Here is a 16,655-nt window from a genome sequence, read left to right as displayed (position 1 = left end):
ACCTCAGGATTAAGCCAGGATTGCGACCTGCCAAAACCGACGGCTCAGAACAGAAAGCTCAGGCCCACGCAAAACAGCAAAGCCGCGAACAGCCGTTTCAGCAACTTCGGCGACAGCCTGTGCGCCAGCCGCGCGCCGAGACGGGCGAACACCATGCTGGTCAGCGCAATGCCGAGCAGTGCCGGCAAATACACAAAACCGAGACTATGGGCCGGCAGCAACGGATCATGCCAGCCCAGAATCATGAAACTTATTGCACTGGCCACAGCAATCGGCAGACCGCAGGCCGACGAGGTCGCCACCGCCTGCTGCATCGGCACGCTGCGCCATGTCAGGAACGGCACGGTCAGCGAGCCGCCGCCAATCCCGAAAATCGCCGATGCCCAGCCGATCACACTGCCGGCCACGGTCAGACCGAGTTTACCCGGCACCGTTCGGCTGGCCTTGGGCTTGACGTCCAGCGCCAGCTGCGCCGCGATCACCAGGGCGAACACACCGATGATCTTTTGCAGGTTGGGTCCGGAGATCGCTTCGGCGGTCAATGCACCGAAACCGGCGCCGAGCAGAATGCCAACGGTCATCCACTTGAAGATCGGCCAGCGCACCGCGCCGCGTCGATGATGCTCGCGCACGGCATTGACCGAGGTAAAGATGATCGTCGCCAGGGACGTGCCGACCGCCAGATGGGTCAGGATCGACGGATCGAAGCCCTGCAAGGTGAAACTGAACACCAGCACCGGGACGATGATGATCCCGCCGCCCACCCCGAACAGCCCGGCCAGTACGCCCGCACAGGCGCCCAGCGCCAGATAGAGCAGAAATTCCATGACTGCCTCCCAAGGCGCGTCCCCAAAACCGGAGCGGCATGGTAACGGATGGATACCCTTCGGCTCCACTGGCGATGGATGCACGGACGATGTCTGCGTAGAGTGGGCAAAAAACACACAAGGACCACCTTATGTGCCTGATTGTTTTCGCTTGGCGGCCGGGGCATGCCCAGCCGCTGATCGTCGCGGCCAACCGTGACGAATTCTACGCCCGGCCCAGCCTGCCGCTGGCGCAATGGCCCGAGTCGCCGCAGGTTCATGCCGGACGGGACCTTGAGGCGGGGGGAACCTGGCTCGGACTGGGTGCCAACGGTCGTTTCGCGGCGCTGACCAACATTCGCGATCCGCATCAGCCGCCGGCTCGACGTTCTCGGGGCGAGCTGGTGGCGGGATTTCTGACCGAAAACCTGTCGATCGATGACTATTTGTCCGACGTTGTCGCCCGTTCGCCGGACTATGCCGGCTTCAACCTGCTTCTGGGCAATGCCAACGAGCTGTGGCACTTCAATGCGCGGTCTTCGGAACCGGTGATGTTGCAGCCCGGCGTCTATGGTCTGTCCAACGCCGGGCTGGATACACCGTGGCCGAAACTGCTCAAGGCCAAAGCGGCATTGAGTGCCGTGCTGGATGATCCGCAGCCCGAGCGGTTGTTGGCTTTATTGAGCGATGCGCAAACGGCACCGTTTGCCGATCTGCCGGACACCGGCGTGGGGCTGGCGACCGAGTCGTTGTTGTCGAGTGTGTTTATTGCCAGCCAGAGTTACGGGACGCGGGCGAGTACGGCGTTGATCGTGCAGGCTGATGGGACGCGGCGGATGGTGGAGCGCAGTTTCGGGCCGTATGGCGGGCACTTGGGGGAAGTGGAAATTCTGATTTAGGCGTTGCTATACGGACGCCATCGCTGGCAAGCCAGCTCCCACAGGATGCTCGGTGGACACATATTTTGTGAACACTGGAGGAAACTGTGGGAGCTGGCTTGCCAGCGATGAGGCCCTCAGAATTTCAGAGGGATTTGACCGCCGCCGGATTGACCATCTTCGCCAACCCAAGATTCTTCAACGCCAGTTGCAGCGAGCTGTGGATCACCTGCGGGTTGTCGATGGTCATCAGTTCCGCCAGCAGATCCCTGGCCTTGCTCAGGTTGATCTGACGCAGCATCCACTTCACCTTCGGCAGGTTGGTGGCGTTCATCGACAGGCTGTCGAAGCCCATCGCCATCAACAGCACCGCTGCCGCCGGGTCACCGGCCATCTCGCCGCAGATGCTCACCGGCTTGCCTTCGGCATGGGCGTCGCGCACCACGGTTTGCAGGGCTTGCAGCACCGCCGGGTGCAGGTAGTCGTAGAGATCGGCCACCCGTGGGTTGTTGCGGTCCACCGCCAGCAGGTACTGGGTCAGGTCGTTGGAGCCGACCGACAGGAAGTCCACCATCCGCGCCAGTTCCCGGGTCTGGTAAACCGCCGCCGGAATTTCGATCATCACGCCCACCGGCGGCATCGGCACGTCGGTGCCTTCGTCGCGCACTTCACCCCAGGCCCGGTGGATCAGGTGCAGCGCCTCTTCGAGCTCGTGGATGCCGGAGATCATCGGCAGCAGGATCCGCAGGTTGTTCAGGCCTTCGCTGGCCTTGAGCATCGCGCGGGTCTGCACCAGGAAGATTTCCGGGTGGTCGAGGGTGACGCGGATCCCGCGCCAGCCGAGGAACGGGTTGTCTTCCTTGATCGGGAAGTACGACAGCGACTTGTCGCCGCCAATGTCCAGGCTGCGCATGGTCACCGGTTGCGGGTGGAACGCGGCGAGCTGCTCGCGGTAGATCGCCAGTTGTTCCTTCTCGCTCGGGAAGCGCTGGTTGATCATGAACGGCACTTCGGTGCGGTACAGACCGACACCTTCGGCGCCGCGCTTCTGCGCCCGCGCCACGTCCGCCAGCAGGCCGGTGTTGACCCACAGCGGCATGCGGTGGCCATCAAGGGTCACGCACGGCAGGTCGCGCAGGGTATCGAGACCCAGCGCCAGTTGCTTCTCTTCCTCCACCACCTCGGTGAACTGCTTGCGCAGCACTTCGCTGGGGTTGGTGTAGACCTCACCCTTGGTGCCATCGACGATCATGTCGATGCCGTCAACCTTGGCGTATGGCAGGTCGACCAGGCCCATCACCGTCGGGATACCCATGGCCCGGGCGAGGATCGCAACGTGGGAGTTGCCCGAGCCCAGTACCGAGACCAGACCGACCAGCGTGCCTTCCGGCACCTCGCCGAGCATCGCCGGCGTCAGTTCTTCGCTGACCAGAATGGTTTTTTCCGGGTAGACCAGGTTTTGCTGGCGCTCCTCCTGCAGATAGGCGAGCAGCCGGCGGCCGAGGTCCTTGACGTCCGACGCCCGCTCACGCAAGTACTCGTCGTCCATCAAATCGAAGCGATTGACGTGATCGGTCACGACCTGGCGCAGCGCGCCCTGGGCCCATTGACCGGTCTTGATCACGTTGGTGATTTCGCTGCCCAGCGAGGCATCGTCGAGCATCATCAGATAGACGTCGAACAGCGCGCGCTCTTCCGGACGCAGCTGGGTCGCCAGTTTGGCCGACAACGCACGCATGTCGGCGCGCACGCCTTCGATGGCGGTCTTGAACAGCGCCAGCTCCGCGTCGATGTCGGTGATGGTTTTGTCCGGCACCACGTCCAGATCCGCCGGTGGCAACATGACCACCGCGGTACCGACCGCCGCACCCGGTGAACCCGGCACGCCGACGAACTTGGCTTCCTGAATGCCCTTGCCCTGACGGCCCAGACCACGGATGGAACCTGTGGCCTCGGCGTGAGCGATTACGCCCGCGAGCTGCGCGCTCATGGTCACGAGGAAGGCTTCTTCACCCTCATCGAACTGGCGGCGTTCTTTCTGCTGGATGACCAACACGCCGACGACGCGGCGGTGGTGAATGATCGGCGCCCCGAGGAACGAGGCGTAGCGCTCCTCGCCGGTCTCGGCGAAGTAGCGGTAGCGCGGGTGATCCGCGGCGTTTTCGAGGTTCAGGGGTTCTTCACGCGTGCCGACCAGGCCGACCAGACCTTCGTTGGGTGCCATGCTGACCTTGCCGATCGAGCGCTTGTTCAAGCCCTCGGTGGCCATCAGCACGAAGCGGTTGGTCTCTGGATCAAGCAGGTAGACCGAGCAGACCTGGCTGCCCATGGCCTCTTTGACGCGCAACACAATAATCCCCAACGCCGCCTTGAGATCCTTGGCGGAGTTAACTTCCTGGACGATCTTGCGCAGCGTATTGAGCATGGCTCGGGGTCGAACTCCGTCGTCAGTCGCGCGCTAAAAGGCGCGGGGCAAGCTCTTTGAGAGCGCGGCGATACACTTCGCGCTTGAATGTCACCACCTGGCCCAACGGATACCAATAACTGACCCAGCGCCAGCCATCGAACTCCGGTTTACCGGTCAAATCCATCCGCACCCGCTGCTCGTTGGAGATCAGGCGCAGGAGAAACCACTTCTGTTTCTGGCCGATGCACAGCGGTTGGCTGTGGGTTCGCACCAGACGTTGCGGCAAACGATAGCGCAACCAGCCCCGGGTACAGGCGAGAATTTCAACATCTTCGCGTTCCAGGCCAACTTCTTCGTTCAGCTCGCGGTACAAGGCGTCTTCGGGCGTCTCCTCGGGGTTGATTCCCCCTTGTGGAAACTGCCAGGCATCTTGATTGATACGGCGAGCCCATAGCACCTGGCCGGCGTCATTCGTCAGAATGATCCCGACATTAGGGCGGAAACCATCGGGGTCGATCACGGCAACAACCTCGCAAACGCATGTCGCCGCATTGTTCCACAAAGGTTGTGAAGGCGGCAACGAGGCTTCCTACCTTATGTGCACTCTTGTGAAAAGACCGTATTCTGGTCACCTTTTTACTGACTTTTCAGCGGGTAACTGCAATGCGCCTGGCTTTATTCGATTTGGACAACACCCTTCTGGGCGGCGACAGCGATCACGCCTGGGGTGACTATCTGTGCGAGCGCGGCTTCCTCGACCCGATCGCCTACAAGACACGCAACGACGAGTTCTACCAGGATTACCTGGCCGGCAAACTGGATAACGCGGCCTACCTGAACTTCTGCCTGGAAATCCTCGGCCGCACCGAGATGGCCGTGCTTGAGCAATGGCACAACGATTACATGCGCGACTGCATCGAGCCGATCGTTCTGCCCAAGGCGCTTGAGCTGCTGAAAAAGCACCGTGATGCCGGCGACAAACTGGTGATCATCACTGCCACCAACCGCTTCGTCACCGCACCGATCGCCGTGCGCCTGGGCGTCGAAACCCTGATCGCCACCGAGTGCGAAATGCAGGACGGCCGCTACACCGGACGCAGCACCGACGTGCCGTGCTTTCGCGAAGGCAAGGTGACGCGCCTGAACCGCTGGCTGGAGGAAACCGGGCATTCGCTGGAAGGCAGCTATTTCTACAGCGACTCGATGAATGACCTGCCACTGCTGGAGCAGGTGGCGAATCCTGTGGCGGTCGATCCGGATCCGAACCTGCGGGCCGAAGCCGAGAAACGTGGCTGGCCGGTAATCAGTCTGCGCGACTGATGACGTCATCGCTGGCAAGTCGAATCGTCGCACCGCAGCTCCCACAAGTTCTCAAGCGCTCACAAAGTCTGTGTTCACTGAAGATCCCTGTGGGAGCTGGCTTGCCAGCGATTGGGTCGACTCGGTGTGAAGCCTTAAACCGGCTTGGCGCCCATCAACCCGGCAATCGCGATAAAGCAGACCAACCCGAACAACGCCAGCCCCAGACTGAACCGGCCCACGCCGCCCGGCGTCTTGCGCAACCGGTTCAAGCGCACCAGCAGCCAGAACCACGCCAGCGCCGCCACGGTGTAGAGCACGCTCGAGGCCAGAATCCACGTCTGCCCCAGCGGCCAGCCCACCAGATGCACCATCCACCAGCCAGTGAACGGCATGCTCACCAGCGCCAACACGATCAACAGCCAGACAAACAGCCATGGCCGCTGCAACGTACGGCTGCCCGCCGTCGTATCACCGTTGCGCCGTGCGCGCCAGACCCGGATTCCCAAGCCCAGCGCACCGAGCAACAGCACCGCAGTCGCCAGCATGTGCGCCGCTTTCAGGGCGGTTAACGTTTCCATGATCCGATTTCCTTATGGCCTGCCCATCAGCGTAGCCGTTCAGCCAAGAAACAGCTGATAGGCCGGGTTGTCGCTTTCGTCCCAGTACGGGTAGCCGATTTCCTCAAGGGCTGCGGGCACCAGATGACGTTCGTCGTGGGGCACTTGCAGGCCCGCCACTACTCGTCCGTCTGCTGCGCCGTGGTTGCGGTAGTGGAACATCGAGATGTTCCAGCGACCGCCGAGCTTGTTGAGGAAGTTGAACAGCGCGCCCGGACGCTCCGGGAACTCGAAGCGCAGCACCACTTCATCGACCACATGCGCGGCGCGACCGCCGACCATGTGGCGGATGTGCAGTTTGGCCAGTTCGTTGTCGGTCAGGTCGAGTACCGGGAAACCCTGCTCGGTCAGGCTCGCCAGCAGCGCACTGCGCGGATCGTTGTCCGGATGAGTCTGCACGCCGACGAAGATGTGCGCTTCGCTGCCATTGTTGTAGCGGTAGTTGAATTCGGTGATCTGGCGCTTGCCGATGGCCTCGCAGAAGGCCTTGAAGCTGCCGGCCTTCTCCGGAATGGTCACAGCGATGATCGCTTCGCGGCCTTCACCCAGCTCGGCGCGCTCGGCGACGTGGCGCAAGCGGTCAAAGTTGACGTTGGCCCCGGAGTCGATGGCCACGAAGGTCTGGCCGCTGACGCCGCGCTGCTCGACATACTTCTTGATACCGGCCACGCCGAGGGCGCCGGCCGGTTCGGTGATCGAACGGGTGTCGTCGTAGATGTCCTTGATCGCCGCGCAGATCTCGTCAGTGCTGACGGTGATCACTTCGTCGACGTAATCCTTGCAGATGTCGAAGGTGTGCTGGCCGATCTGCGCCACCGCGACGCCGTCGGCGAAGATGCCTACAGTCGGCAGCACCACTCGTTCGCCTGCCGCCATCGCCGCTTGCAGGCAGTTGGAGTCGTCGGGCTCGACGCCGATGACCTTGATGTCCGGACGCAGGTATTTCACGTAGGCCGCGATGCCGGCGATCAGACCGCCGCCACCGACCGGAACGAAAATCGCGTCCAGCGGCTGCGGATGCTGACGCAGAATTTCCATCGCCACGGTGCCCTGCCCGGCAATGGTGTGCGGATCGTCGTACGGGTGGATGTAGACGTAGCCTTTTTCATCGACCAGTTTCAGCGAATAGGCCAGCGCTTCCGGGAACGAATCGCCGTGCAGCACCACCTTGCCGCCACGGGAGCGCACGCCTTCGACCTTGATCTCCGGGGTGGTCTTGGGCATCACGATGGTGGCTTTCACGCCCAGCACTTTCGCCGCCAGGGCCAGGCCCTGGGCGTGGTTGCCCGCCGACGCGGTGACCACGCCACGGGCGCGCTCTTCATCGCTCAACTGGGTCAGCTTGTTGTAGGCGCCGCGAATCTTGAACGAGAACACCGGCTGCAAGTCTTCGCGCTTGAGCCAGATGTCGTTGCCCAGCCGCTCGGAGAGCTGGCGGGCGTTCTGCAGCGGGGTTTCTACGGCAACGTCATAAACGCGCGAGGTGAGGATCTTCTTGACGTACTGTTCGAGCATCGGAAAGCATCACTGGCGGTTGGGCGGGACCAGCGAGTCTAACCCGCCTTTTGGGCGCACGACCACACGAATCCAGAGGTTTTAGCCCGGCTTGAGGCTATAATGCCGGCCTTTCCGTTCTTACCTTGCCCGCTTCCGGAGCCCGCATGACCCAGGATCAACTCAAACAGGCCGTGGCCCAGGCCGCCGTCGACTTCATCCTTCCGAAACTCGACGACAAGAGCATCGTCGGCGTCGGCACCGGCTCCACCGCCAACTGCTTCATCGACGCCCTCGCCCAGCACAAGGGCGCGTTCGATGGCGCGGTCGCGAGCTCCGAAGCCACCGCTGCGCGCCTCAAGGGCCACGGGATTCCGGTGTATGAGCTGAACACCGTGAGCAACCTGGAGTTCTACGTCGACGGCGCCGATGAAAGCGACGAACACCTGAACCTGATCAAGGGCGGCGGCGCAGCCCTGACCCGCGAGAAGATCGTCGCGGCCGTGGCCCAGACCTTCATCTGCATCGCTGACGCCAGCAAACTGGTGCCAGTGCTGGGCGCGTTCCCGCTGCCGGTGGAAGTGATCCCGATGGCCCGCAGCCACGTGGCTCGCCAGCTGGTGAAGCTGGGCGGCGACCCGGTCTACCGCGAAGGCGTGCTGACCGACAACGGCAACATCATCCTCGACGTGCACAACCTGCAGATCACCAACCCGGTGGAGCTGGAAGCACAGATCAATGCGATCGTCGGCGTGGTCACCAACGGTCTGTTCGCGGCGCGTCCGGCGGATCTGTTATTGCTGGGTACTTCCGAAGGTGTGAAAACACTGAAGGCCGAGTAAGCCGAAACTGCTCACATTTTTTGTGGGCAGATGAAAAACCTGTGGGAGCTGGCTTGCCAGCGATAGCGGTGTGTCATTCGACTTGTTTGGCGACTGATCCTCCCTCGTCGCGAGCAAGCTCGCTCCCACAGTGTTTTGTGGTGCGAATTAGTTTTGCGCAGGCTTTCTGAAGACGTAGAACAGATTCGGCTCGCTCACCAGATACAACGTCCCGTCATCATCCATCGCGATACCTTCCGCCTGCGGCACGGTTTTCTTCAGGCCCTGCCGGCCACCGTTCAACGACATGGTGCTCAACGGGCGCCCGTCCACATCCAGCTCCAAAATCAGCCTTGACTCATCGGACAGCGCCAGCAAATGGCCGCTGCGCTCGTCGTATTGCAGGCTCGACAGATCGCGCACGAACATCCCGGCATCGCGCTTGGGATTGTTGATCACGTGCACTGCGTAGGACTTTTCCGGATTGAAGTGCGGGAAACCGTGCACTTCATAAATCAGCATCGGATCCCGCTCCTTGGCCACGAACAGGCGTTTGCCCACCGAGTCGTAAGCCAGGCCTTCAAAGCCCTTGTTGCCGCTCATGTGCACACCAAGGGTCATTTGCTCGGCATCCGCTGCATCAAGGAACGTGGTGTCGTGCTCCAGGCGAATCTTGATCAGCCGCTGCTGGCGCTCGTCGGTGATCACGTAGGTGTCGGCACTGATGAACTCCACCGCCTCCGGATCGCCAAAGCCGATCAAGGCGACACGGCGCAGGATCGTGCCGTCCAGCGACAGCTCGATCAGTTCGGCATTCTTGTTGGTTACGGTGAACAGGCTTTTGCGCACCGGATCGTAAGTCAGCGCCGAGACATCGTCGTCCAGCCCGTCGATGACCTTCGCTTCGATCTCCACCCGATACTGATCCAGCCCGATGGCCTCACTGCTCATCGGTTGCCAGAGCGCATGCAGGTTGAACCAGGCACGCTCGAACAGACGCATGTATTGGCCGATCGCAATCAGCGCGATCAGGGCAATCACCGACAGGATGATGAATAGAGGCTTGGGACGGGCAAGTCGACGCATTCGGGGCAGGCTCGGTATCAAAACAGGCGGATGAAATATCACGCCTGTCTGAACTGAAGCTTAATGGCCACTTGCCTCAAGCCACAACTCCACAGATCTGCAATTGCTGTAGGAGTCGTTACTTCTGCTTTTCGAAGCGGTAGAACAGGTTCGGCTCACTGACCATGTACAGCGTGCCCGAGTCGTCCATGGTCACGCCTTCGGCGCGGGGAATGGTTTTCTTCAAACCGTTGAAACCGCCGAGCAGGGTCATGAAGCTGACTTGTTCGCCCTTCTCGTCCAGCTCCAGCAACAGGTGCGAATCGGCAGACAGCACCAGGGTGTGCCCGGTGCGCGGGTCGATCGCCAGGGCCGACAGATTGCGAATATCGAGTTCGTCGCTGTCGAGTTTCTGCTTGTCGCCCTTGAGGGTCTGGCTACCGTCGCTTTTCCAGGTGAACAGTGCGGGCGGACGCTCTTCGCCCAGCAGCAGTTGCTGGTTGCGGGCGTCCCAGGTGATGGCTTCGAAGGCTTTGTTCTGATCCTTGGACGGGCCCAGGTCGTATTTCGGGAAATCATCGCGCTTCAGCTCGCGAGTCGCGGCATCGACCTTGACGATGGAGAGCAGGTGCTCGCGCTCATCGACAATCGCCATCAAGCCGTTTTCCATCACCGTCAGGCCTTCCGGATTGCTCCAGCCCACCAGCGGCATCTTGCGCAGCACGTCACCCTGCAAGGTCAGCTCGACCAGAAACGGATTCTTGCCCATCACCGAAAACAGGGTTTTGGTCTGCGGGTTATAGGACAGGTCCGAAGCTTCGTCCTTTTCCATGCCCGGCAGCAGCTTGGCGTCGATGACCACCCGGTAGTCCGGGAGCCAGACGCTTTCCTGTTTCTCGGCCGGACTTTCGAAACGCTCCAGAACCCACAACAGGCCACGGTCATCCCAATGCATGGCAAACGCCAGCCCGTACGCAGCGACGGCTGCCAACAAAAGCCAGGAATACCAGCGCAGGGCGAAGCGTGAACGGCGGGGTGGGTTGAGCTGAGTTTGAGATGACATCGAAGGACGCGTTCCGAAAATTCAGGCTACGGGTAATAGCACAAAGAGGCCGGCTCAGACGCCAGAATGACCGGAATTATCCGGACAAAATGTGAAAAAAACGGCAAATGGCCGGATTGCCTTATGCCTTTGCGAGCGACCACACAAAAACAAATGTGGGAGCCGACCTGCTGGCGATGACGGTGGATCAGTCGAATGAAACATCAACTGACAGTCCGTCATCGCCAGCGGGCTGGCTCCCACAAAGGTATTTCAGTGTTGCCGTCAGCGAACGCTGCTGGTGAAGCGACTGGCGCCCGGCAGCTCCAGCACGATCTCATCGCCAACGTTCAGCGGGCCGACGCCCACCGGCGTGCCGGTGAGGATCACGTCACCGGCCTGCAGCGAGAAGCAGCTGGCCATGTGCTGGATCATCGGCACGATCGGGTTGAGCATCGCGCTGCTGTTGCCGTCCTGGCGAACTTCGCCGTTGATGGTCAGGCGGATGCCGATGTCGGTCAGGTCGGCGAAAGTGCTGCTGACCACGAACGGCGCAATCACCGCTGCGCCGTCGAACGACTTGGCGATTTCCCACGGCAGGCCCTTGGACTTGAGCTCGGCCTGCTTGTCGCGCAGGGTCAGGTCCAGCGCCGGGGCGAAACCGGAGATCGCGTCCAGCACTTCTTCACGGCTCGGCTTGGTCGACAGCGGCTTGCCGATCAAAACGGCGATTTCCGCCTCGTAATGCACCGAGCCGCGTTCGGTCGGAATGCTGAAACCGCCTTCCAGCGGCACCACGCAACTGCCCGGCTTGATGAACAGCAACGGCTCGGTAGGCACCGGGTTGTCCAGTTCCTTGGCGTGTTCGGCGTAGTTACGGCCGATGCACACCACTTTCCCCAGCGGAAAATGAATCCGCGTACCGTCGACATACTGGTGCTGATAGCTCATTACCGACTCCTGCCTTCATTGATTCATCAGGGATTGCCAATCAAACCGCGAAGATCTTGCCCGGGTTCATGATGCCGTTCGGGTCGAACACCGCCTTGACCGCTTTCATGTATTCGATTTCCACCGGCGAGCGGCTGTAGGTCAGGTAGTCGCGCTTGGTCATGCCCACGCCGTGTTCGGCGGAAATCGAACCGTTGTACTTCTCGACGGTTTCGAACACCCACTTGTTGACGGTGGCGCACTTGGCGAAAAACTCGTCCTTGCTCAGGTTGTCCGGCTTGAGAATGTTCAGGTGCAGGTTGCCGTCGCCGATGTGGCCGAACCAGACGATTTCGAAATCCGGGTAATGTTCGCCGACGATCGCGTCGATTTCCTGCAGGAACGCCGGGACTTTCGAGACGGTGACCGAGATGTCGTTCTTGTATGGTGTCCAGTGGGAGATGGTTTCGGAGATGTACTCGCGCAGCTTCCACAGATTCTGCAACTGGGTTTCGCTCTGGCTCATCACGCCGTCCAGCACCCAACCCTGCTCCACGCAGTGTTCGAAGGTTTCCAATGCGGTGTTGGCCACTTCTTCGGTGGTCGCCTCGAATTCCAGCAAGGCATAGAACGGGCAGTCGGTTTCGAACGGCGCCGGCACATCGCCACGGCCCATGACCTTGGCCAGGGCCTTGTCGGAGAAGAATTCGAACGCAGTCAGGTCGAGCCGGCCCTGAAAGGCGTGCAGTACCGGCATGATCGAATCGAAATCGGCGGTGCCGAGGACCATTGCGGTCAGGTTTTTCGGCGCACGATCCAGGCGCATGGTGGCCTCGACCACAAAACCCAGGGTGCCTTCGGCGCCGATGAACAGCTGCCGCAGGTCATAACCGGTGGCGTTCTTGATCAGATCCTTGTTGAGTTCCAGCACATCGCCCTTGCCGGTCACGACTTTCATGCCTGCCACCCAATTGCGGGTCATGCCGTAGCGAATGACCTTGATCCCGCCGGCATTGGTGCCGATATTGCCGCCAATCTGACTCGAACCGGCCGAAGCGAAGTCGACCGGGTAGTACAAGTCATGTTCTTCGGCAGCGTTCTGCAATTGCTCGGTGACCACGCCCGGCTGACAGACGGCGGTGCGGTCGGTCAGGTTGATGTCGAGAATCTGATTCATGTAGTCGAACGACACGACCACTTCGCCATTGGCGGCCACGGCCGCGGCGGAAAGCCCGGTGCGCCCGCCCGACGGCACCAGCGCCACTTTATGTTCGTTGGCCCAGCGGACGACGCCCTGCACCTGCTCAATGGTCTTGGGGAACACGATGGCGCTGGGCGCCGGGGCGAAGTGTTTGGTCCAGTCCTTGCCGTAAGCGTTCAGGGAGTCGGCATCGGTCAGGACTTTGCCAGGCTCGACCAGGGTCTTCAGTTCATCAATCAGGGCAGGATTGGTCATCGACGGAACTCTCGAACAATTCATGGTCATCCTGAGAACGCTTCACGTCGCAGGAATGAGTGATTAGCGGGGTGGCTATGCTAGCATACCGACCCCGCAGGCCAGTGCCCAAGGCCGGTTCTGCGGTGACGGCTTTCTTGTCGTCCAGGTCAATGTCTGTTGACCATTTCCTGCCATTTTTCTCCGGGATACAGGTTTACGCAGATGAGCAAGACTTCTCTCGATAAGAGCAAGATCAAGTTCCTTCTTCTCGAAGGCGTCCACCAATCGGCTGTCGACGTCCTCAAGGCGGCGGGCTACACCAGCATCGAATACCTGACAGGCTCCCTGCCGGAAGCCCAGCTCAAGGAAAAGATCGCTGACGCTCACTTCATCGGCATTCGCTCACGCACCCAGCTGACCGAAGAGATCTTCGATCACGCGAAGAAGCTGGTCGCGGTCGGCTGTTTCTGCATCGGCACCAACCAGGTTGACCTGGAAGCGGCCCGCGAGCGCGGCATCGCCGTGTTCAACGCACCGTACTCCAACACCCGCTCCGTGGCCGAGCTGGTGCTGGCCGAAGCGATCCTGCTGCTGCGCGGCATCCCTGAGAAAAACGCTTCCTGCCACCGTGGCGGCTGGATCAAGTCCGCAGCCAACTCCTTCGAGATCCGTGGCAAGAAACTGGGCATCGTCGGCTACGGCTCGATCGGTACTCAGCTGTCGGTCCTGGCTGAAGGTCTGGGCATGCAGGTGTTCTTCTACGACACCGTGACCAAGCTGCCACTGGGCAATGCCACCCAGGTCGGCAACCTGCACGAGCTGCTGGGCATGTCCGACATCGTCACCCTGCACGTTCCGGAAACCGCTGCGACCCAGTGGATGATCGGCGAGAAGGAAATCCGCGCCATCAAGAAGGGCGGCATCCTGATCAACGCTGCACGCGGCACCGTGGTCGAACTGGATCACCTGGCCGCTGCGATCAAGGACAAGCACCTGATCGGCGCCGCCATCGACGTGTTCCCGGTCGAGCCGCGCTCCAACGACGAAGAGTTCGAAAGCCCGCTGCGTGGCCTGGACAACGTGATCCTGACCCCGCACATCGGCGGCTCCACCGCTGAAGCGCAGGCCAACATCGGTCTGGAAGTGGCAGAAAAACTGGTCAAGTACAGCGACAACGGTACTTCGGTATCGTCGGTGAACTTCCCGGAAGTGGCCCTGCCGGCGCACCCTGGCAAGCACCGCCTGCTGCACATCCACGAGAACATCCCGGGTGTGATGAGCGAGATCAACAAGGTCTTCGCCGAAAACGGCATCAACATCTCCGGTCAGTTCCTGCAGACCAACGAGAAGGTCGGCTACGTGGTGATCGACGTCGACGCCGAGTACTCGGAACTGGCGCAAGAGAAGCTGCAACACGTCAACGGCACCATCCGTAGCCGTGTGTTGTTCTGATCAAGCGTTGAGCGACAAAAAAGGGAGCCTTCGGGCTCCCTTTTTCATGCACGCGAAAACGTCATTCGACGTTGACGGTGATCTTCTTCGACACGATCGGCGGATCGAACGCCATGTGGCCGCTGTCACCCAGCTCCAGCTGCAGGGTGTGCTTGCCCGGCGCGAGTTTGATGTCAGCCTGGGTCTGCGCCTTGCCGAAGTGCATATGGTTGGCGTCGGTTGGCACCACGGAACCGGCCGGGACGATTTCCTTGGCATCGATCAGCAGGTGGTGATGACCGGTATTCTTGGTGACATCACCGGCCGGTGCCAGCGCGATGTCCTTTACACCGAACTTGACCGTGAAGGTCTGCGGAACCGTGGCTCCGTCCTCGGGAGAAACGATGAACACTTCGGCGCCCTTCGGTGCCGGTGTGGCCGCACTGGCCAGTACCGAAACACCCATCAGCACACCGGCCAACGCTGCACGTGACATAAAGCTTTTCATTTTCTTCTCCAGTTTTTCCGTAAAATCCGCACGGTCATGACAACTTCATGACCATTCGTTGTCGAAGGCACTCGACAACCATAGCAAAGCGAGCCTGGAAAACAGGCCGATATCGATTTCAAAGGAGTGACCATGCGTTTTCTGCCTGGCCTGATCTGCCTGCTTCCCCTTCTGAGCCCTATGGCTCACGCCGAACTGATTGATGACGTCAACGACCGTGGCGAGTTGCGCATTGCCCTTGAGGCTAATACACCGCCCTTCAATTTCAAGGACGGCGACACGCTCACGGGGTTCGAGGTCGAGCTTGGGCAACTGCTGGCCAACGAACTGGATGTGCGCGCCGACTTCATCGTCACCGACGAGGCCGATCTGCTCCAGGGCGTTGAAAGCGGCAAGTACGACGTCGCGCTCAACCACATAGCACTGACCCCGGAACTCAAGGATCGTTTCGACGTGAGCGAGCCTTACACGCAGGTCAATGCGCAATTGCTGGCGAAGAAGGACGAACAACCCCGGCCGATGGTGCTGGTGCAGACGCTGACGGAAGAGAAACCGAAGATCGGGCCACCGGTTGAACTGGCGATCCCGTTCCAGAAGGGCAATCCGGCGTTTCACGCGAGCCTGGAGAATGCGTTGCAGCGGATCAGGGCGGATGGGCGGCTGGAGGCGTTGTCGAAAAAATGGTTGAGCGTGCAGGCTACGGAAAACTGAAGTGAACGTGACTAGTCGAGCAAGCTGAGGGCCTGTGCGGCTTGCGGCAGTTCGAGTTCGCTGAAGACCTGCACCCCATGGCGCTTGAGCAAGGCTGCCGTGACACCTTCGCCACTCACCTTCACCCCACTGAACGTCCCGTCATAGGTCAACAGATTCCCGCACGACGGGCTGTTGGCTTTGAGCACCGCCACCCGAATCCCGTGCTTTTGCACCAGCGCCAACGCCTGCCGCGCACCGTCGAGAAACTGCGCACTGACGTCTTCGCCCTCGGTGGTGATCACCGAGGCGAGCCCGTCCAGCACATCGCTGCCCTGCCCGCCCGGAATCTCCGCTGCCGCGCGTGGCGTCGGCAAACCACCGGCGACTTCCGGGCACAGCGGCACTACCCGGCCTTCGTTCGTCCACTGCTCCAGCAGATCGAACGGCCCGCTGGCTCCACCGTCATAACGCACGCGGTGGCCCAGCAGGCAACGACTGACCAGAATCCTGTGCATATCAGAACGGCTCGTTGCCACGGCGGCGGAACCAGCCTGTCAGCGACAGCCGCTCGCGGCTGGCTGGCAACACTTCATGAGGCACTTCACCGGAGAGAAACACCACCAGACAACCGCCCGTAGGCTGTACGTCATGAACGCGGTCATTCTCCAGGTACATGCGCAGTTGCCCGCCATCCTCCGGCAGCCAGCCGTCATTGAGGTAGATCACCGCAGAGACCATGCGCCGGTCATCGTCGCGAAAACGGTCGACATGCTTGCGATAGAACGCACCCGGCGGGTACAGGGCAAAATGGCACTCGAAGTCTTCAAGCCCCAGGAACAGGCCCCGGTTGAGCGCCTCGCGCAGGCTGTCCATCAGGTTCAGATAGCGGTCGCTGGCCTCGGCCTGACCGGGGTCGATCCATTGGATATGGTCGCCACGAATCCCCTCGCGGATCTCCGTAAACGGGCCACGTCCGACCCCCGCCGGCGCCAGTTCACCTTCGGCGTCACGTTTGCGGCACTCGGCCGCCAGTGCGCGGGTCAAATCCGCAGGCAGGAAAATGTTCTGCTGCGACCAGCCGCGCTCGGCCAGGTCGTCGACGATACGTAACAGCAGCGGGTGATCAGAGGATATTTGCATGGCGCGCATAGTATGCCTGCGGCAAGAAATCCGACAGAGCCACGCGGCGGCTTGATACGAATTCTCGACAAGTACTGGCACCG

17 protein-coding genes are annotated in these 16,655 nt (G+C 61.0%); 5 read left to right on the top strand and 12 right to left on the bottom strand.

From position 1 onward, the window contains the following. Positions 1 to 44 precede the first annotated feature (44 nt). Positions 45 to 827: a sulfite exporter TauE/SafE family protein gene (locus AWU82_RS12320; RefSeq protein ID WP_064380026.1), complete on the bottom strand. Its 783-nt coding sequence runs from the start codon at positions 825 to 827 to the stop codon at positions 45 to 47. Between the two features lie 131 nt (positions 828 to 958). On the opposite strand from AWU82_RS12320, the gene AWU82_RS12315 reads away from it, so the two are divergent. After that, complete coding sequence (locus AWU82_RS12315; RefSeq protein WP_064380024.1) at positions 959 to 1,705, top strand: NRDE family protein; 747 nt, start codon at positions 959 to 961, stop codon at positions 1,703 to 1,705. A 124-nt stretch (positions 1,706 to 1,829) separates the two neighbouring features. On the opposite strand, the gene ptsP is transcribed toward AWU82_RS12315, so the two are convergent. Both ptsP and AWU82_RS12305 read right to left on the bottom strand, forming a co-directional pair. Further along, entirely contained in the window at positions 1,830 to 4,109 is a 2,280-nt protein-coding gene (gene ptsP, locus AWU82_RS12310) for a phosphoenolpyruvate--protein phosphotransferase (protein ID WP_064380023.1), read from the bottom strand. Between the two features lie 22 nt (positions 4,110 to 4,131). Continuing rightward, a complete protein-coding gene (locus AWU82_RS12305; RefSeq protein WP_003229203.1) occupies positions 4,132 to 4,611 on the bottom strand; it encodes an RNA pyrophosphohydrolase in 480 nt (159 codons plus the stop codon). A 143-nt stretch (positions 4,612 to 4,754) separates the two neighbouring features. Here AWU82_RS12305 and AWU82_RS12300 point away from each other — a divergent pair, with 143 nt between their 5' ends. After that, positions 4,755 to 5,411 carry a histidinol-phosphatase gene (locus AWU82_RS12300; protein ID WP_007953472.1) on the top strand — a complete coding sequence of 219 codons (657 nt, stop codon included), beginning with the start codon at positions 4,755 to 4,757 and terminating at the stop codon, positions 5,409 to 5,411. Between the two features lie 134 nt (positions 5,412 to 5,545). On the opposite strand, the gene AWU82_RS12295 is transcribed toward AWU82_RS12300, so the two are convergent. Continuing rightward, the gene (locus tag AWU82_RS12295) at positions 5,546 to 5,971 is read right to left on the bottom strand and encodes a DUF2269 family protein (protein ID WP_064380020.1); all 426 of its coding nucleotides are present in this window, start codon (positions 5,969 to 5,971) and stop codon (positions 5,546 to 5,548) included. A 39-nt stretch (positions 5,972 to 6,010) separates the two neighbouring features. Next, positions 6,011 to 7,525 (bottom strand): threonine ammonia-lyase, biosynthetic, encoded by a 1,515-nt coding sequence (gene ilvA / locus AWU82_RS12290; protein WP_011336426.1) that lies wholly within the window; start codon positions 7,523 to 7,525, stop codon positions 6,011 to 6,013. A 146-nt stretch (positions 7,526 to 7,671) separates the two neighbouring features. Between ilvA and rpiA the strand changes: the two genes are divergently transcribed. Then, entirely contained in the window at positions 7,672 to 8,346 is a 675-nt protein-coding gene (gene rpiA / locus AWU82_RS12285) for a ribose-5-phosphate isomerase RpiA (protein ID WP_007953476.1), read from the top strand. 147 nt (positions 8,347 to 8,493) lie between these two features. Here rpiA and AWU82_RS12280 read toward each other — a convergent pair whose 3' ends face one another. From AWU82_RS12280 to AWU82_RS12265, 4 genes are all read right to left on the bottom strand, one after another. Continuing rightward, positions 8,494 to 9,411: an SdiA-regulated domain-containing protein gene (locus AWU82_RS12280; RefSeq protein WP_064380018.1), complete on the bottom strand. Its 918-nt coding sequence runs from the start codon at positions 9,409 to 9,411 to the stop codon at positions 8,494 to 8,496. Positions 9,412 to 9,529: 118 nt separating this feature from the next. Continuing rightward, positions 9,530 to 10,453 carry an SdiA-regulated domain-containing protein gene (locus tag AWU82_RS12275; RefSeq protein WP_064380017.1) on the bottom strand — a complete coding sequence of 308 codons (924 nt, stop codon included), beginning with the start codon at positions 10,451 to 10,453 and terminating at the stop codon, positions 9,530 to 9,532. Between the two features lie 264 nt (positions 10,454 to 10,717). Then, positions 10,718 to 11,383 carry a fumarylacetoacetate hydrolase family protein gene (locus AWU82_RS12270; protein ID WP_064380015.1) on the bottom strand — a complete coding sequence of 222 codons (666 nt, stop codon included), beginning with the start codon at positions 11,381 to 11,383 and terminating at the stop codon, positions 10,718 to 10,720. 40 nt (positions 11,384 to 11,423) lie between these two features. Further along, complete coding sequence (locus AWU82_RS12265) at positions 11,424 to 12,818, bottom strand: D-2-hydroxyglutarate dehydrogenase (RefSeq protein WP_064380014.1); 1,395 nt, start codon at positions 12,816 to 12,818, stop codon at positions 11,424 to 11,426. A gap of 204 nt (positions 12,819 to 13,022) precedes the next feature. Between AWU82_RS12265 and serA the strand changes: the two genes are divergently transcribed. Continuing rightward, a complete protein-coding gene (gene serA / locus AWU82_RS12260; protein WP_007953487.1) occupies positions 13,023 to 14,252 on the top strand; it encodes a phosphoglycerate dehydrogenase in 1,230 nt (409 codons plus the stop codon). Between the two features lie 61 nt (positions 14,253 to 14,313). Here the strand turns inward: serA and AWU82_RS12255 are convergent, their stop codons facing one another. Continuing rightward, on the bottom strand, positions 14,314 to 14,739 hold the full coding sequence (locus tag AWU82_RS12255) for a DUF4399 domain-containing protein (protein ID WP_007953489.1): 426 nt from the start codon (positions 14,737 to 14,739) through the stop codon (positions 14,314 to 14,316). 132 nt (positions 14,740 to 14,871) lie between these two features. Between AWU82_RS12255 and AWU82_RS12250 the strand changes: the two genes are divergently transcribed. Next, positions 14,872 to 15,450 carry a transporter substrate-binding domain-containing protein gene (locus AWU82_RS12250; protein WP_064380012.1) on the top strand — a complete coding sequence of 193 codons (579 nt, stop codon included), beginning with the start codon at positions 14,872 to 14,874 and terminating at the stop codon, positions 15,448 to 15,450. Between the two features lie 11 nt (positions 15,451 to 15,461). On the opposite strand, the gene AWU82_RS12245 is transcribed toward AWU82_RS12250, so the two are convergent. Both AWU82_RS12245 and AWU82_RS12240 read right to left on the bottom strand, forming a co-directional pair. Beyond that, entirely contained in the window at positions 15,462 to 15,947 is a 486-nt protein-coding gene (locus AWU82_RS12245) for a 2-thiouracil desulfurase family protein (protein WP_064380010.1), read from the bottom strand. 1 nt (position 15,948) lies between these two features. Continuing rightward, positions 15,949 to 16,581: a 2OG-Fe(II) oxygenase gene (locus AWU82_RS12240; protein WP_064380008.1), complete on the bottom strand. Its 633-nt coding sequence runs from the start codon at positions 16,579 to 16,581 to the stop codon at positions 15,949 to 15,951. Positions 16,582 to 16,655: the final 74 nt, after the last annotated feature.

This window comes from Pseudomonas glycinae (assembly GCF_001594225.2).
Lineage (GTDB): Bacteria > Pseudomonadota > Gammaproteobacteria > Pseudomonadales > Pseudomonadaceae > Aquipseudomonas > Aquipseudomonas glycinae.
This window is presented reverse-complemented; position numbering and strand designations above follow the sequence as displayed.

Coding starts and splice junctions, on each gene's coding strand:
- AWU82_RS12320 (WP_064380026.1), bottom strand. CDS start 827: ATGGAATTTCTGCTCTATCTGGCGCTGGGCGCCTGTGCGGGCGTACTG.
- AWU82_RS12315 (WP_064380024.1), top strand. CDS start 959: ATGTGCCTGATTGTTTTCGCTTGGCGGCCGGGGCATGCCCAGCCGCTG.
- ptsP (WP_064380023.1), bottom strand. CDS start 4,109: ATGCTCAATACGCTGCGCAAGATCGTCCAGGAAGTTAACTCCGCCAAG.
- AWU82_RS12300 (WP_007953472.1), top strand. CDS start 4,755: ATGCGCCTGGCTTTATTCGATTTGGACAACACCCTTCTGGGCGGCGAC.
- AWU82_RS12295 (WP_064380020.1), bottom strand. CDS start 5,971: ATGGAAACGTTAACCGCCCTGAAAGCGGCGCACATGCTGGCGACTGCG.
- ilvA (WP_011336426.1), bottom strand. CDS start 7,525: ATGCTCGAACAGTACGTCAAGAAGATCCTCACCTCGCGCGTTTATGAC.
- rpiA (WP_007953476.1), top strand. CDS start 7,672: ATGACCCAGGATCAACTCAAACAGGCCGTGGCCCAGGCCGCCGTCGAC.
- AWU82_RS12280 (WP_064380018.1), bottom strand. CDS start 9,411: ATGCGTCGACTTGCCCGTCCCAAGCCTCTATTCATCATCCTGTCGGTG.
- AWU82_RS12275 (WP_064380017.1), bottom strand. CDS start 10,453: ATGTCATCTCAAACTCAGCTCAACCCACCCCGCCGTTCACGCTTCGCC.
- AWU82_RS12270 (WP_064380015.1), bottom strand. CDS start 11,383: ATGAGCTATCAGCACCAGTATGTCGACGGTACGCGGATTCATTTTCCG.
- AWU82_RS12265 (WP_064380014.1), bottom strand. CDS start 12,818: ATGACCAATCCTGCCCTGATTGATGAACTGAAGACCCTGGTCGAGCCT.
- serA (WP_007953487.1), top strand. CDS start 13,023: ATGAGCAAGACTTCTCTCGATAAGAGCAAGATCAAGTTCCTTCTTCTC.
- AWU82_RS12255 (WP_007953489.1), bottom strand. CDS start 14,739: ATGAAAAGCTTTATGTCACGTGCAGCGTTGGCCGGTGTGCTGATGGGT.
- AWU82_RS12250 (WP_064380012.1), top strand. CDS start 14,872: ATGCGTTTTCTGCCTGGCCTGATCTGCCTGCTTCCCCTTCTGAGCCCT.
- AWU82_RS12245 (WP_064380010.1), bottom strand. CDS start 15,947: ATGCACAGGATTCTGGTCAGTCGTTGCCTGCTGGGCCACCGCGTGCGT.
- AWU82_RS12240 (WP_064380008.1), bottom strand. CDS start 16,581: ATGCGCGCCATGCAAATATCCTCTGATCACCCGCTGCTGTTACGTATC.